General features: G+C 65.9%; 8 protein-coding genes. 2 read left to right on the forward strand and 6 right to left on the reverse strand.

The window, feature by feature from the left end; all coding sequences use genetic code 11:
* Positions 1 to 20: 20 nt before the first annotated feature.
* Both BSF38_RS14640 and BSF38_RS14645 read right to left on the reverse strand, forming a co-directional pair.
* Entirely contained in the window at positions 21 to 3,236 is a 3,216-nt protein-coding gene (locus BSF38_RS14640) for a CehA/McbA family metallohydrolase (RefSeq protein ID WP_076346765.1), read from the reverse strand.
* A gap of 213 nt (positions 3,237 to 3,449) precedes the next feature.
* A complete protein-coding gene (locus BSF38_RS14645; RefSeq protein ID WP_237170468.1) occupies positions 3,450 to 3,881 on the reverse strand; it encodes a winged helix-turn-helix transcriptional regulator in 432 nt (143 codons plus the stop codon).
* Between the two features lie 121 nt (positions 3,882 to 4,002).
* Here BSF38_RS14645 and BSF38_RS14650 point away from each other — a divergent pair, with 121 nt between their 5' ends.
* Positions 4,003 to 5,124 (forward strand): SDR family oxidoreductase, encoded by a 1,122-nt coding sequence (locus BSF38_RS14650; protein ID WP_083712951.1) that lies wholly within the window; start codon positions 4,003 to 4,005, stop codon positions 5,122 to 5,124.
* 162 nt (positions 5,125 to 5,286) lie between these two features.
* Here BSF38_RS14650 and BSF38_RS14655 read toward each other — a convergent pair whose 3' ends face one another.
* The 3 genes from BSF38_RS14655 to BSF38_RS14665 form a co-directional block, all read right to left on the reverse strand.
* Entirely contained in the window at positions 5,287 to 6,096 is an 810-nt protein-coding gene (locus BSF38_RS14655; protein ID WP_076346769.1) for an SAM-dependent methyltransferase, read from the reverse strand.
* Positions 6,097 to 6,140: 44 nt separating this feature from the next.
* Entirely contained in the window at positions 6,141 to 7,820 is a 1,680-nt protein-coding gene (locus tag BSF38_RS14660) for an alkaline phosphatase family protein (protein WP_076346771.1), read from the reverse strand.
* Positions 7,821 to 8,529: 709 nt separating this feature from the next.
* Positions 8,530 to 10,314 carry an SLC13 family permease gene (locus BSF38_RS14665; RefSeq protein ID WP_076346773.1) on the reverse strand — a complete coding sequence of 595 codons (1,785 nt, stop codon included), beginning with the start codon at positions 10,312 to 10,314 and terminating at the stop codon, positions 8,530 to 8,532.
* Between the two features lie 340 nt (positions 10,315 to 10,654).
* On the opposite strand from BSF38_RS14665, the gene BSF38_RS14670 reads away from it, so the two are divergent.
* Positions 10,655 to 12,892 (forward strand): DUF2961 domain-containing protein, encoded by a 2,238-nt coding sequence (locus BSF38_RS14670; RefSeq protein WP_076346775.1) that lies wholly within the window; start codon positions 10,655 to 10,657, stop codon positions 12,890 to 12,892.
* Between the two features lie 207 nt (positions 12,893 to 13,099).
* On the opposite strand, the gene BSF38_RS14675 is transcribed toward BSF38_RS14670, so the two are convergent.
* Positions 13,100 to 14,659 carry a hypothetical protein gene (locus tag BSF38_RS14675; RefSeq protein ID WP_145952131.1) on the reverse strand — a complete coding sequence of 520 codons (1,560 nt, stop codon included), beginning with the start codon at positions 14,657 to 14,659 and terminating at the stop codon, positions 13,100 to 13,102.
* Positions 14,660 to 14,748 lie beyond the last annotated feature (89 nt).

Consider the following 14,748-nt stretch of genomic DNA (forward strand, 5'->3'; position numbering starts at 1 on the left):
CCTTCTCTGAGCCTCGGGTCTTACTTCGCATCCGCTCGCTTGCGGAACTCGTCCCGCGCTCTCCGAAACAGCGCCTCGACCTGCCGCCGATCCTCGACGCTGGCGAAGCGGTTGCGGGCGGCGACGACCCCCAGCATCTTCTCGGTCCAGTCGACGAAGTACTCGGCGTCCTGACGGCTCACAATTCGCTGGCCGGCCACGTCGACGTAGACGGGACTCGTGTGGGCCCAGGCGGCCCCGTCGAAGACGTCGTGATGGTTGGGGCCGCGCACGCGCAGGGCGACCCAACTGCTACGCTCGATCGGCAGCTCGAAGTCGAGGCGTCTGACTCGCAATCCCGCCTCGTCGCCCGCCGGAGTTTCATCGTGGGCCGACACCTTGCCGTTCACGATCACTTCGATCGTGCTGAAGGGCGCATAGCTCTCCACCGTCACGGAGGCGCGGACGTTGCCCGCCGCGGCGAGTTCGCACGTCTCGCCTGGCCCCTTGCCGTTGACTTCAAGCGTTGGGATGGGGCCGTTCGTGACGAAACTCCGGCCGCCTTTCAACCCGTCGAGCCAGCTCTGCATCGTCAGCGGGCCAGCGGTCTTCACATAAACCCGATCACCGCCGAGCGGCTCGGTCGAGCGATCGAGCAGCGCATCGGTGCCGACGCACGCCGAGAGCCTCAGTCCGCAATTCAGCAGCCGATACCACAGTTCGACCGATTGGCTTTCATCGCTGTTATACGACATCAGATCGACCGCATGGACCACGCCGAGCACGGCGTCGATGGGCAGTTCCCGCGCGGCACCGCTGGGTTGCGCAAGGTCCTTCTCGAACGGGAACGGCTGGTTGGCGAACAACGGATGGCCGTACGTCACGACGCCCCCCTGGCGGACAGCCTCCTCGGCCATCACGTGGTTCGCGGGAAAGTCGTTCCGGTGCGGCGTGTCGTCGAAACCTGTGTACTGCGGCTCCACCAGTTTCTTGATCCCAAAGAACTGCATGTGACCATAGATCGTGCTCCGCATCTCCTCGCCGAATACGAGGAGATGCCGATCCGTCGATGTGGCGTGCGGCTTGCCGGTGATCAACTCCGCATCTCGGATATCGTCGCCGACGTTGTTCGACACGCAGAGGTTGACGTAGTTGACGCCCTCCGCCCGGGCCGCGACCAGCGCGTCCGCAACCTTCACGTCGATCGGGCCGCCCGTATGGAGGTGAACGTGCGAATCGCCCGAGTACCAGCCGCGCGACGCCATGTCGATCCACGGTTGCATCCGCACCGTCAACTCGGTGGTCGTCTCGGCGTCCAACATCACCGTCTGTGGGATGGACTCAATGCCGCCGCTGAATTTCAACCGCGCGCGTCCCGGCGGCAATTTCACGTCGAAGGAGTCGTCCGCGTAGAAATACGACTCGTCGCGATTCGTCTTGCGGGCCGCGGCGCCGACCGGCCCGTACGGCTTGCCGTCATTTCCAATGATGCTGACGCGAGCAGCCGCCGGCGCGTTGTCGCGAAGCATCCTCACATGAGCCTTCGGCCCTGCGTCGGAATCGAAGTCGGAATCATCGAGCACAAGCCGGAAGATCGTCCCCTCGTAACCGACCAGCAGCAGTTCGCCGTCGGAGTCGACGCCGAACGAAGCGATCTTCTGCGGCGACTCGCCGATCTGCCGAACCTTGGTCAGCTTGCGGTCGGCTTGCGTCAACGCCCAGACCCGCTTCGACTCGAAGTCGCCGAAGATGTAGGCCCCGTAATACGACGGATTGCGCTTCCCCCGATAAACATAGCCCCCCGTGACGGATGGGCCGAGCATGTGTTTGTAGGCCAACACCGGCGGCGTGTATTTTTCGCCTTCCCGGCGGTAGCGATCCGAGAACTTCATGAAGCCTTCGTAGACGTTCCAGCCGTGATTCTCGCCGGCCCGGGCGATCGAGACTTCTTCGAACAGATCCTGACCGACGTCGCCGACCCACAGGTCGCCCGCGACCGGATCGAAGCTGAAGCGCCACGGCATGCGAAAACCCGACGCCCAGATCTCCGGGCGGACGGGCGGGGCGGCGTTTCGATAGGGATTCGACTCGGGAATCGCGTACGGCTCGCCCCCCTCCTGGCGGTCGACGTCGATCCGCAGGATGGCTCCGGTCAACCGGCTCAAGTCCTGGCTGTGGCCTTCGGGGTCTTCCTGCGGACCGGCGTCCCCCGCGCCGATATACAGGAACCCGTCCGGGCCGAACGCCAGCATGCCTCCCCAGTGCAGGTCGGTGTCCTGATGGATCTGCAAGAGCCGCCGGGAAGGGACGCCCGCGTCGCGCCGCAGGTCGGCGGTCGCCTGCCGCTCGACGATCACCGGAGAGAAGAAGCTGCCTTGGTTGCGGACGTGGTAGTTCACGTAATACTTGCGGTTTTCGAGAAACAGCGGATGAAAGGCGACGCACACCACGCCCTCGAAGTCGCCGGTCGAAGCCTCGTCGCTGAAGTCGGCGAACAGCTCCCTTTGATGCTCGCCTCCGTCCACTTCGAAGCGCCAGATCCTCCGCGCCTTCTGCTCGACGACGAGAAACGCGCTCTTGCTGCCCGGTATCGCGACGATCCAGACCGGATGGTCGAACCGCAGTTCGTCTTTATACAGCGGCACGAGCCGGATTGGTTTTTCGACTGCTGGAATCTCACTCGGCATGCCCGCGAGCCGCGACTCGCCTTCCGGTTGCTTCAGCGTCTCAAGATAAGCGATCAGGTCCGCGAACTGCTCGGCCTTCATCGTCTTGTTCAGTCCGGCAGGCATCAGCGACGTGCCGGTCCGTTTCTCCTGCTCGACCTCGGCGCGCGGCAGTCGCAGCAGTTTGCCCTCCGCATCGAGCAGTTGAAGCTCGTCGTCGGTTCGCTTATGCAGTACGCCCGTATGCACCTTGCCGTCCGTCGTGGTCGCGACGATCGTGCCGTAATCGGGGTGGATCCAAGCGTTCGGCTCCAGCACCGATCGGATCAGTTGCTCGCGCCCGTATTTATCGCCGACGGCCCCCAGGTCCGGCCCCGCGCCCCGCTCGTCGCCCTTGAAAACATGGCATTTCTTGCAGCCCGCGGCGTCCGACTCGAACAGGACTTTTCCCCGAGCCGGATCGCCGCCATTGAGCCCGGCTTGTCGATACGCGGCGAGTTCGTCCTTCTCGATCTGCTGGCCGCTGAGCCGATCCGTCAAGCCGCCGAACAGCAATCCGCAAAGGCCGAACGCGAGATAAATTCGAGGCATGAATCGATTCCCAAGGTGCAAAGACCCGCCCATGATTTGGAGGGGCGCAGCGAGCAAGTTGGATTCCCGTAGAGCGATAACCGGAGGTCGAGGCCCTCGCCGCCCTCCTCGGTCCTGACGATGGGGTCCACTTCAACCAGGCGCGCATCAGCGCGTGGGCGTGGGAGGAAGGCGCGGCTGCAACTCGTCCGAGCGGAGGAGGCCGTCCCGTCCTCAGGGTGAAACCCCGCTCGTCCCTTCGGTCGAGGCCGGATGCTTCTTCCGCCGCCTCGTGAGTTTGGACAGGGCCTCGTTGTTCCTGGACGCCCAGGCGTAGAGCATCTCAAGCGGCTCGATGAAAAGCTTGCCCATGGGCGTCAGCGAATACTCGACCATCGGCGGGACGACCGGGTAGATCTTCCGATCGATCAGCCCGTCCCTTTCCATCTCCCGCAGGGTCTGCGTGAGCATCTTCTTCGAGCACCCCGGAAGGCTCCGGGCCAGAACGCCCGTCCGACAGACGCCGCCGTGAAAATGCAACGAGTGGAGCACCATCGTGGTCCACTTGACGCTGAACAGTTCCAGCACGCGGCGGGGGGCGCAATCTTCGTCGAGGATGATCGGCTTCGTCGTGATCATGGGCACCTTCTGGTGACTACGTTCCATGATAGTGCCTTCTTGTCCCAAGGACGACAAGGGCCTAGATTTCGAGTACGGCCGGAAACGGCGCCGAATTCCGCGATTCGGATTTTCAAGACATGTCGACTCTTTCAGAAGAAGGGACATCATGGCGCTTCGCGCAGTCATCGCCGGAGTGAGTGGGATCGTCGGCGGCAATCTCGCCGCGCTTCTCGTCTCCAAGGGTTGGGAAGTCCACGGCCTTGCACGCAGGCCGGAGACCGGCATACTCGGCGTTCGCCCGATCGCGGCCGACTTGCTCAAGCCTGAATCGCTGCGGGCCGCGCTCGCCGGGATCGATCCCACCCACGTGTTCTTCGCGACGTGGCTCCGACAGGCGACCGAGACCGAGAACTGCGCGGTGAATGGAGCCATGGTGCGGAATCTGCTCTCCGCGTTCGATTCGTCCGACAGCCTCCGGCACGTCGCCCTGGTCACCGGCCTGAAGCACTATCTGGGACCGTTCGAAAGCTACGCGAGCCAAAGGCCGGAGACGCCGTTTCGCGAGGAAATGCCACGCACGCCGGTCGAGAACTTCTACTACACTCAGGAAGACGAGGTCTTCGAAGCCGCCAGGCGTCGGGGCTTTACATGGAGCGTGCACCGGCCCCACACGATCATCGGCTACGCCCTGGGCAACGCCATGAACATGGGCGTGACTCTCGCCGTGTACGCCGCCATTTGCCGCGAGACGGGGCGGCCTTTCGTGTTTCCGGGTTCCGTCCAGCAATGGGAGGGTCTCACGGACGTGACCGACGCGCGCATCCTCGCCCGACACCTGGAATGGGCCGCGACGTCCGACGCCGGCCGGAATCAGGCGTTCAATATCGTCAATGGGGATGTCTTTCGCTGGAAATGGCTCTGGCCGAAGCTCGCGACCGATTTTGGAATCGACGCCGCTCCCTACCCAGGTCGACCGACTCCGCTCGATCCGCAACTGGCGGGCGCGGGTCCGGTTTGGGCGGAGATCGCGGCGAAGTACGGCCTCGCTCAACCCGACCTCGACAAGCTCGCGTCGGCGTGGCATACCGACCTGGACCTTGGACGCGAGATGGAGGTCGTGACCGACATGACGCAGAGCCGTGTGGCCGGCTTCACCGATTACCAGCCCACCCTCGGTTCGTTCCTGGACTTGTTCGCCAGGCTGCGGGAGGACCGGATCATCCCCACTTTCGGACTGCCGAGAGCGAACGGCCGCTCCTCAGATCTCCACAGCGTCGATCACGCCTGAACTCGGGCGTCATCCGGGAATCCTAAGTTCACGAGGGGGACATCCACAAGGAGGAGAACCCGCCGGTCTACTGTCCGCTGCCACGCCGGGTTCGGCGCCACACGGGTTACCTCCGGCCAAGCCGAACGCGCCGCGTCCGCTTTTCCTTTCGGCCCGAGGCGGTCACTCGCCCGGCTTGCGGCCCAGGTAGGCGAACCGCGACAGCCGCCGCTCGCTAGTCAGGCGGTGGACGGTGGCGAGGAACTGCTGGAGCCCGGCGAACGTCTCCTCGCCTTCCAGCCGGATCAGCTCGGCGGCACGCTGCTGCCGCGCCGCGTGCCAGCGGCGCGAAACCTCGACCTCATTCTCCGTGACGTCCTCTGCCCGCACCAACTCGAACCCCGCCTGGCCGATCGACCGCTCGTTGACGCCAGGCGGGCAGAATTCGAAGTAGCCCGTCGAGCTACGCGTGGCCAGCTCCTCGTTGGAAACCAGGCCGGTCACCACGACCGGGTCCGTGTAGAGCAGGCGGCCGCCGGGCCGCAGGACGCGGCGCCACTCCCCGAGCAGGCGGCCCCGGTCGGGAAGGTGGCACATCGCGTCCATGCAGACGATGGCGTCGAACGCCCCGTCGGGGAACGGCAGCGGCTCGCGGACGTCGGCCCGGCGGAAGTGGGCCCTGTCGTCCAGGCCGGCCTTGCGGGCGAGGGTCGGGCCGGCCTCAATGCCCGCCTCGCTGACGTCCACCCCCGTGACCCGGCAGCCGGCTTCGCGCGCCAGGAACAGGGCCGGGCCGCCCGAGCCGCAGCCGACATCCAGGACGTGGTCGGCGGCGGCCAGTTCCAGGAGCTGGAAGAACCGTCGGTACTCGGGACCGGTCACCCAGCTGCTCTGGCCGAAGTCTTCGCCGTAGGTGTCGCGGCGGACCTGCGCCAGAACCTCCGCGGCGAAGTTACCGTAGGCCGTGCCATACAGGTCTACAGACCGGGACATGGTTTCCTCCGTACGGTAAAGTTCGGGTGCGTGAACGGCTACGTTCAGAGATACCCCAGGTCGGCCAGCCGGTCCTGGATGGCGGCGTCGTCCTGGGCGGAGTAGGCCGAGCCGACGGGCTGGGCGGAATCGTCGTGCTCGACTTCGGCCCGGGCGTTGGCGTGGGCGGCGAGGTCGGCGGTGAGCAGCTCGGAGAGGACGCGGCCGTCCATGTCGGCGGGGACGGGGACGCCGAGCAGGTGGAGGACCGTGGGCGCGATGTCGAGCAGGTTCGCGCCGCGTGGGGCGGTGTGGGGCTGGACGCCGGCGCCCGAGGCGACCAGAACGCCCTGCATGCGGTGGTCGCCGGTCGGGCCGAAGGCCGGCGAGATCAGCTTGTGGGTCGTGAAGTCGTGAAGGCCGATCGTCCGGTACGTCCAATCCTTGAGAACGATGGTCAGGTCGGGCGCCTTGTCGGCGTACGGGCCGTGGTACAGTTCGTCGCGTTCATAGACGTGCTCGACGAGCGGCTCGCCGGTCTCGGGATGCGGGATCTGCAAGAGGCCCGCCTTGATCTCGTCCAGAACCGCCCGGGCGTCGGCCGCGGCGACGCTCCCCTTGGGCTGCCGGCCTTCGAGGTTCAGAAAGATCTGGCCGAAGTTGCCCTGGGCGTAGGCCCTCGTGCGCGACCAGTCGATGTGCTCGCGCGACAGGAACACCTTCTCGCCCAGGCGGTCGAGCTTACTCTCCTGCTTGCCCCGGAACCGCGCCACCCGGTGGCCGGCCAAACCCAAACGGCTCATCAGGCCATAGATCCACTGGGGCGTCACCCCGTGACGGTAGAACCAGTGCTTCTGCTTGACGTAAAAGCTGTCCTGAAGCTGGATGTATCCCTGTTCGAGCAGCCAGACGTTGAAGTTGACGTAGTGCTCGATCGGCCCGAACCCGTGATCGCTCATCAGCAAGACCGCGGTGTCGGCCGGCGCCTTGGCGACGATCGCGCCGATGCCCCGGTCGAGGGTCTGCCAGAACTCGATCAACCTCGGCCGCAGCGCCTTCAGCTCGGCCTCGCGTCCCCGGGCCGCCGCGTGGGTGAGGTCCCAGGCGTGCCACAGCTCGTGGCCGAAACGGTCGGTGGCCATCAGGTCGAACATCAGCAGGTCCCAGTCGCATCGACCCATCAAGAATTCGATGGTCTTCAAATGCTGATCCAGGAATGCGATCAGGTCTTCGAGGACCGCCGCCTCGTTGCCGCCGTCGTGGATGGTCGTCGACCAGGCGCGGTACGGGCCGACGGCGCGTTCCAGCTCGGCGAAGAGCGCCGGGTCGCTGGAGAAGTCGGCCGCGTTCTCGGGGCTAAGGAAGTCGCCGAGGTAGAAGCCCGGGAAGTCGCGCGTGGGGCGGGGGGGGTAGCTCATCGGCACCCCGCCGGCGATCGTCTTCTTGCCGTGCCGGCCGGCGATCTCCCAGAGCAAGTCGGAGCGGATCGCCCGCGACGAGTTGACCCGGCCCGACAGCGGGTTGTGATCGTGCTCAAGGAACTCGAAGACGCCGTGCTTGCCCGAGTTCTTGCCCGTCATCACGCCGGTCCAGGCGACCGGGCTGAGCGGCGGGAACACCGAAGCCAGCTCGCCCGACGCGCCAGCCTTGCGGAGACGTTCCAGATTGGGCAACAGCCCCTCGGCGGCGAGCGGTTCAAGGATGTCCCAGGTCGCCCCGTCGAGGCCCAGCACCATTACCTTCATCGAGCGTTGATCCTTTCGAGTACGTCCGCCGCGCGACCGTCCTCCCTGAGTTGCCTATCGAGTTGCTTCCCTTCAGCTTGCGGAATCCGCAAGGCCGTCGTCAACGCGGATTTCCCCCGCCAGCCCCACGACCCCGGCCGGCGCGTTCCGGCCTCGCAATCTCCCACAAGGTTCAGGCTCTCTATTATCCCACACGATCGCCCCGAATGACGACGACGGTCACAACCTCGTAAGCGTCTCCAAACCCCGCCACACAACATCCGCCTATTCTTCCGGCAAGCCGTGCATAATTCCCAGGCACCGAGAGAATCGATCGACGTGCGAACCGGCCTCGTTCCGATCGTGAAGCGATGAGAGCGACGAACCACTGATTGCGCAACCCTTGAACACCGCAAGCATTACGGCGACATCAAGAAAATTTCCTGCCCCCCGACCGGCGACTGGCACGCGGCGTGCTTTTCTCTTATCCCATCGAGAACAGCCCGGCCCGTTCCGAACAAGCGATTCGAGCTGCTCCCGCAAAACACCCGTCGAGCCGTGCTCCAACGGCCCGCGAATCGTCCAAGAGCAAGCGTCGTTCTCCCTGGCTGTGCCCGGCTCCCTCGTGGGGAGCCGGGCTTTTTTATTGGCGTCTGATGCCACGTCCCCGCGTTTATGGCATTCCGCCACAGCCACCCATAGTTGTGAGCCATCCCAGGAAAAGGCCTCGCTAGAACGGCCAGATCATCGGAATGAGGATCACGGCGGCGACCATCATGAGCAGGTTCAGCGGGACGCCGACGCGGACGAAGTCGGCGAACCGATAGCCGCCGGGGCCGAAGACCATCATGTGCGTCTGGTAGCCGATCGGCGACGCGAAGGCGTAGGAGGCGGCCAGGGTCACGGCCATGACGAAGGGGCGCTCGTTGACGTCCATCAGCCGGGCGGATTCCAGGCAGAAGGGGAAGGCCAGGGCGGCGGCGGCGTTGTTGCTGATCAGTTCGTTTAGCACCATGGTGCAAAAGTAGATGCCGGCCAGCGTGGCCGTCGGGCCGAGGGGCTGGGTGAGCAGGACGAGTTGATGGGCGAAGAGCTTCGCCACCCCGGAGACCTCAAGGGCCCTCCCCACGCCGAAGGACGCCCCGATGGCCAGGAGCACGGGCCAGTCGATCGACTTCCGGGCGTCGGCGGGGGAGATGCAACGGCAGGCCAGCATCGCCCCGGCCGCGAGGAAGGCGGTCAACATGATGTCCGCCTTGCCGCTCACGAATGCCGAGATCATGGCGACGAAGACGATCGCGGCGGGCCAGGCCCGGTCGTAGCGGACCGGCCGCGAATCCTCGACGTCGCTGACCAGGTAGAAGTCCGGGCTGTTGCGGTACGCTCTTGCGAAATCGGCTCCGACCTGAAGCAAGAGCGTGTCCCCGGCGTGCAGCTCGATGTCGCCCACCTTGTTGGTGAGCCGGGCCCCGTTCCGGTGGACGGCTACCACGGCCGCGTCGTAGAGGGCGCGGAAATCCGCCTCGCGGACGGTCTGCCCCACGAGAGGCGACGAGGGGCTGATCACCGTCTCGCACAGCATCCGCCCGCGCTGCTTCACGGGAGAGACCTCGTATCGGGCGTCGGCGGCGGGCACCAAGCCGGGGATCTTTTCGAGATCGATGATCGTCCCCACGATCCCGGTGAAGACCAGCCGGTCGTTCGCTCGAATCGTCATCTCGGGCTCCACCGGCCCGATCACCTCGCCGTCGCGGTCGATCTCGATGAGGAACAGCCCGGGGAGATGCCGGAGGCCGGCGGCGCCGATGGACTTGTCCACCAGTCGACACCCCGGCTGGACGAGCATCTCCACCAGGTATTCCCTACGCGATTCCTCAAGCTGTTCGATCAGGTCCTTACGGTCCGGCAACAACCGCCTACCGATCGTCAGAAGATAGACGGCCCCCAGCACCGCGCACGGCAAGCCCACCCATGCGATCTCGAACATGCTCATCGGCCGGAGGCCGGACTTGATCAACAGCCCCTGGACCACGAGGTTCGTGCTGGTGCCGATCAGCGAGCACGTGCCTCCCAGGATCGAGAGGAACGACAGCGGCATGAGAAGCCGCGAGGGGGAGATCCGGCGCTTGCGGCACCAGGCGATCAACACCGGGACGAGCAGCGCGACCTTGGGCGTGTTGTTGAGCACCATGGCCGACGGGATCAGGACCACCGCCATGGTGAGGAGGGCCTTGCTTTCCGTCTCCACGTGCCCGAGGAATCGATCCCCCAAGAACTCCATGACCCCCGTCTCTCGGAGGGCGGCGGCGACGACGAACATCGCCGCGACCGTCAACATCCCCGCGTTGCCAAAGCCCCCGAAAGCCTCTTCCGGATTGATGACCCCGAACGAGGCCAGCAGGACGACGGCACTGATGAACATCACGTCCGTCGGCAGGTCGCGCATCAGGCCGTACAGGAGCGCCGCCAGGACGGCGAGGGTCACGAGCATCTCGTAGGTAAGTCCAGCAACCATCAAACGACTCTCCGGAGCGGGCGAACGGCCGGCTCACGTCGGCGCGGTTCGTCGCGGCTTCGCGAAAGCACAGCCGCACCCTTGCATCGCGCCGTGATCCTGGACGCCTCGGCCAAGGACTCGACGTGGGGCGGTATTTGCAAAGGAGTTAAGGATACTCGGCTTCTTCAACACCGGTAAGACCTACCCGGAAGGACCTGGACATCGAGACCAGCATGGACGAGGCGTCCGAAGACCGATCCGCGTCGTGGCCGTCGTCGTCGGCCCGGGTTACGATGGCACGCGTCATCGTTGCCGTCGGCGAGGGTCGACGGGCCAACCACGACGGGAGAGCCGAGCCATGTCGTTGCGCCGTCATACCCGCCCCGGGGCTTTGATCGCCCTGCTTCTTTTTTCGACCAGCGCGACGGCCGACGAGCCGCCGACGATCCCGGTCGGGCTCGACTCCTATCTCCAGTGGGAGAAATGGCCGTACCAGCGGATCGGGGCCCGGGCGTACATGCGGAGCACTTACGACCGACGCGGCGGGAACGAGGGAGCCGACGCGTCCCACTTCCTGTACCAGGAGCGGGACGACTTCAACGTCAGCCTCGACGTGGAAGGGCCCGGGGTGCTGTACTTCGCCCGGTACAACCACTGGCACGGCAGCCCCTGGCACTACGAGGTCGACGGGACCGATCATATCGTCAAGGAATCGAGCACGGCCGACCCGAACAAGCCGGCGGCGGATTCCGTGTTCCTACCCGCGTCGCTGTTCCCCAACCCGCTCGCCTGGACGTGGTCGGCGACCAAGGGGGCCGACATGTCGTGGGTTCCGATCCCGTTCGAGCGGTCGTTCCGGATGGCCTATTCCCGCACCCATTACGGGACCGGGTATTACATCTACCACCAGTTCGTCCGGGGCGCGAAGCTGTCGCGGCCGATCCGGGCGTGGGACGCCAAGACCCCGCCCGACCCCGAGGCGCTCAAGCTGATCGCCCGGTCCGGGACCGACATCGCTCCGCGACCGGGCACGCCGGACGGCGACAAGGTCGGCGTCCGCGAGCAGCACGGGACGGTCGACTTGAAGCAGGGCGAGACGGTTGCGCTGGTGAAGCTCGACAACGCGCCCGCCATGATCCGGGCGCTCGAGTTTTCCGCCCCGAGGGATTCGGCCCTCGCCCTCGGCCGGGCTCGACTGCGGGTGACCTGGGACGGCCGCCCGTCGGCCTCGATCGACGCCCCGGTCGCACTGTTTTACGGGTCCGGCGCCCTGTACAACCGCGACGGCCGCGAATACCTGGTCAAGGGGTTCCCGATCCACGTCCGGTACGACGACTCGCGCGTCCACCTGGCCTGCTACTTCCCGATGCCGTTCTTCCGGTCAGCCAAAGTCGAACTGATCGCCGCCAGCGAGCCCGTCCCGGACGTCCGATGGTCGGTGCGAACGGCCCCGTACCGCGACCCGGCGAACCACGTGGCTTACTTCCACGCGACCTACGCCGACCACGGCGCCACTCCGGAGCCCGGCAAGGACCTGGTCCTGCTCGACACCCGAAACGCCGAGGGCGGGGGTGATTGGGCCGGGCACCTGGTCGGAACGTCGTTCATCTTTTCGCATGACGCCAGGCTCGACACCCTGGAGGGAGACCCGAGGTTCTTCTTCGACGATAGCCAGACCCCGCAAGCGCAAGGCACAGGCACCGAGGAGTGGGGAGGCGGCGGCGACTACTGGGGAGGACGGAACATGACCCTGCCGTTCGCCGGTCACCCGATCGGCGCGAAGGACGCCAAGTCGGCCGTGAGCGACCTCGACAAGATCGAGTCGGCCTATCGATTCCTGCTCGCCGACCTGATGCCGTTCGCCAAGAACGCCAGGATTCAACTGGAGCACGGCGGGACGAACGAGTCGACCGAGCACTACGAGACCGTCGCGTACTGGTACGGGACGCCCGGCCATGCGCTGATCCAGACCGACGCGTTCCAGGTCGGCGACGAGGCGAGCGAGCACGCCCACCGATACGTTTCGCCCAACGCCTCCGCGCCGACGGAGATCACGTCCCGGTACGAGTGGGGGCCGGACCATGTGAAGGGCAAGGAAGTCTACCCCGCGCACACCGACAAGGGACGGACCACGACCGGTGCGTCGGAGTTCACCCTGAAGATCGACCCAAAGAACCTCGGCGTGTTGCTCCGGAGGAAGCTCGACTACGCGTACCCGAACCAGCGGGCCGAGGTCGAAGTGGCCGACGCCCGCGATGACCACGAAGGCACCGCGCTCAAGTGGAGCCCGGCCGGCGCATGGTACACGGCCGGATCAAACACATGCGTCTACTCTAATCCGAAGGACGAGCTGGGCGAAACCCAGCACGTCGCCCAGACTTCGAACCGACGGTTCCGCGACGATGAGTTCCTGATCCCCCGCGACCTGACCGCCGGCCGGTCGGCGATCCGCGTCCGGGTCCGGTTCACGCCGGTCGACCGTCCGCTGTTCCCAGGGCGTCCCGTCGCCCCCTTGGCCTGGAGCGAGATCCGCTACACCGCTTACAGCTACGTCATGCCGGATTCGCCCGTGAGCCAGGGCGACGCGCCTCGATAGCGTGACGGCCCGTCCGCACCCCTCAGTCGGACGGGTCTGAAGACAAGCCCGAAGCGCCAGTAAGTGCATTTCCGGTCGGTCGTTCAAACCACGCACTCGCTGGCGCTTCGGGCTTGTATTTCGATGACTCGGAATAAGCGTCGGGTCGTTAGCCTACTACATGCTCGCGACAGCTTATTCTGATGACGTTCCACGGCCCGCATTCGTTCAATCGAGCTGCGGCGGCAGGCTGCCGTAACCCCAGGCTTGGCCTTTGAACGGGGGCAGGGCGGGGGGCTTGGGGACCGTGCCAGGGGTGAGGGTCGCGGCGAGGCCGAGCAGGGCGTCGGTGATCTGGCGGCCGGCGGTCGGTTCCATGTTGCTGTAGCTGGTCAGGCGGGTTTCGTAGCCGCCGCCGGTCGGACTGAGGGCGTCTTCGTGCGGCACGTAGCCGATGACGTCATTGGCCAGCGAGACTGGGAACGTGAACGGAAACTTGCTGCCCGCCTTGAGATCCAGGCCGTACTGGCAGAAGTATTCGGCGGGCGACGTCAGGAAGACGGCCGGGCCGACCTGCACGGCCTGAACCTCGACGTCGACGACCGGCTCCTTGGCGATTCGCGCGTCCAGGACGACCGTCTCCTTGGCGAAGATCCACTTGACGTGGTCGACCTTCTTCGGGTCCTGCTTGACGAGTTCGAGCGCCTCGGCGACGTGCGCGGGGGAGGGCGCGCGGCGCTTGATCTTGAGCACCCGGCTGACCGACTTCACGGGCCCCAGCGGCCCCGCGTGCTGCTCCATCGCCAGCAGCGCCTTGAGCGCCTCGGCCCCGACCCGACCGCCGACGAACCGTGCGGAGACCTCGCCGAACTGCGCGATCTTGTACGGGCTGCGGTTGTCGACCTGGGTGACGTCGCCCGCCATGCCCGGAAGGAACACGACGACCGCGTCGTCCCCCATCAGGCCGCGGATCGTCTTCTCGACGTAGTTGATGTAGTCGGCCGAGATCCCCCCAGGACCGGTCGTCGCGTGGCAGGCGAAGTTGACGATGCAGCCGAGGAACTTGCCGTCGGCCGCCCATGCGCCGAGCACGCCGACTTGCGGGTCGGTCGGACCTGCCGGCTTGACGATGTCGGGGTTGCCCTGGCCGGGATGCGTCATCGCGTGGCCCTGCTTCATGAGGAAGCGGCGGTTGAACGCGGTGTTCTCCGCGAGGCCGAACCCCGCGTCGCAGCGCGCCTCGACGCGGCGAGCGTCGGCCTCGCAAACGGCGTCGATGATCCCCTGCTTGACCTTCTCAAGATACGCCGGATCGGCGACCACGGTCTGGTCGTAGACCAGGGCCCGGACCTCGGGCGAGGCGTGGTCGAACTCGCCGGGCAGGAACAGGCCGGTCGGCCCCGCCGCGTGCGAGTGCGACGCGCTGATGAGGATCGACGCAGCCGGGATGCCGCACTTCTTTTCGATCGCCTCGCGGACTTCACGAACGGTCTTGGCCCGGATGAACAGGGCGTCTAGCCCGACGATCGCCACGCGGTTCGCGCCGTCGTCGAAGACCGAGGCGCGGGCCTTGCAGGCGTCGTGAAAGCTCTTGTGGTACGCCTTGCCGTAATCGCCCGGCTGCTCGGCCCCGATGGCCGGCGAGACGTCGCGCTCGGCGAACCCCGCCTTGAACACCGCCGGGGCCGCCGCGCCCGCATCCACCGCCAGCAAGCCCAGAACCGCCCCCGCGCTCAACACGCAAGAAGCCGCCCATCCCGATCGTCGATGTTGGTTTTGAAGCTGCATCGCGTTCCTCTCGTCTCCAGGTGTGAACCGAAACCGTTCTCCTCGAAGATGCCCCAACCGTCTTGTGCGAGCAAGGACGAGCCGACACA

This window comes from Paludisphaera borealis (assembly GCF_001956985.1).
Classification (GTDB): Bacteria; Planctomycetota; Planctomycetia; order Isosphaerales; family Isosphaeraceae; genus Paludisphaera; species Paludisphaera borealis.

What these genes read in the sequence shown, in the direction of transcription:
- BSF38_RS14640 (WP_076346765.1), bottom strand. Translation starts at nt 3,236, where the DNA reads ATGCCTCGAATTTATCTCGCGTTCGGCCTTTGCGGATTGCTGTTCGGC.
- BSF38_RS14645 (WP_237170468.1), bottom strand. Translation starts at nt 3,881, where the DNA reads ATGGAACGTAGTCACCAGAAGGTGCCCATGATCACGACGAAGCCGATC.
- BSF38_RS14650 (WP_083712951.1), top strand. Translation starts at nt 4,003, where the DNA reads ATGGCGCTTCGCGCAGTCATCGCCGGAGTGAGTGGGATCGTCGGCGGC.
- BSF38_RS14655 (WP_076346769.1), bottom strand. Translation starts at nt 6,096, where the DNA reads ATGTCCCGGTCTGTAGACCTGTATGGCACGGCCTACGGTAACTTCGCC.
- BSF38_RS14660 (WP_076346771.1), bottom strand. Translation starts at nt 7,820, where the DNA reads ATGAAGGTAATGGTGCTGGGCCTCGACGGGGCGACCTGGGACATCCTT.
- BSF38_RS14665 (WP_076346773.1), bottom strand. Translation starts at nt 10,314, where the DNA reads ATGGTTGCTGGACTTACCTACGAGATGCTCGTGACCCTCGCCGTCCTG.
- BSF38_RS14670 (WP_076346775.1), top strand. Translation starts at nt 10,655, where the DNA reads ATGTCGTTGCGCCGTCATACCCGCCCCGGGGCTTTGATCGCCCTGCTT.
- BSF38_RS14675 (WP_145952131.1), bottom strand. Translation starts at nt 14,659, where the DNA reads ATGCAGCTTCAAAACCAACATCGACGATCGGGATGGGCGGCTTCTTGC.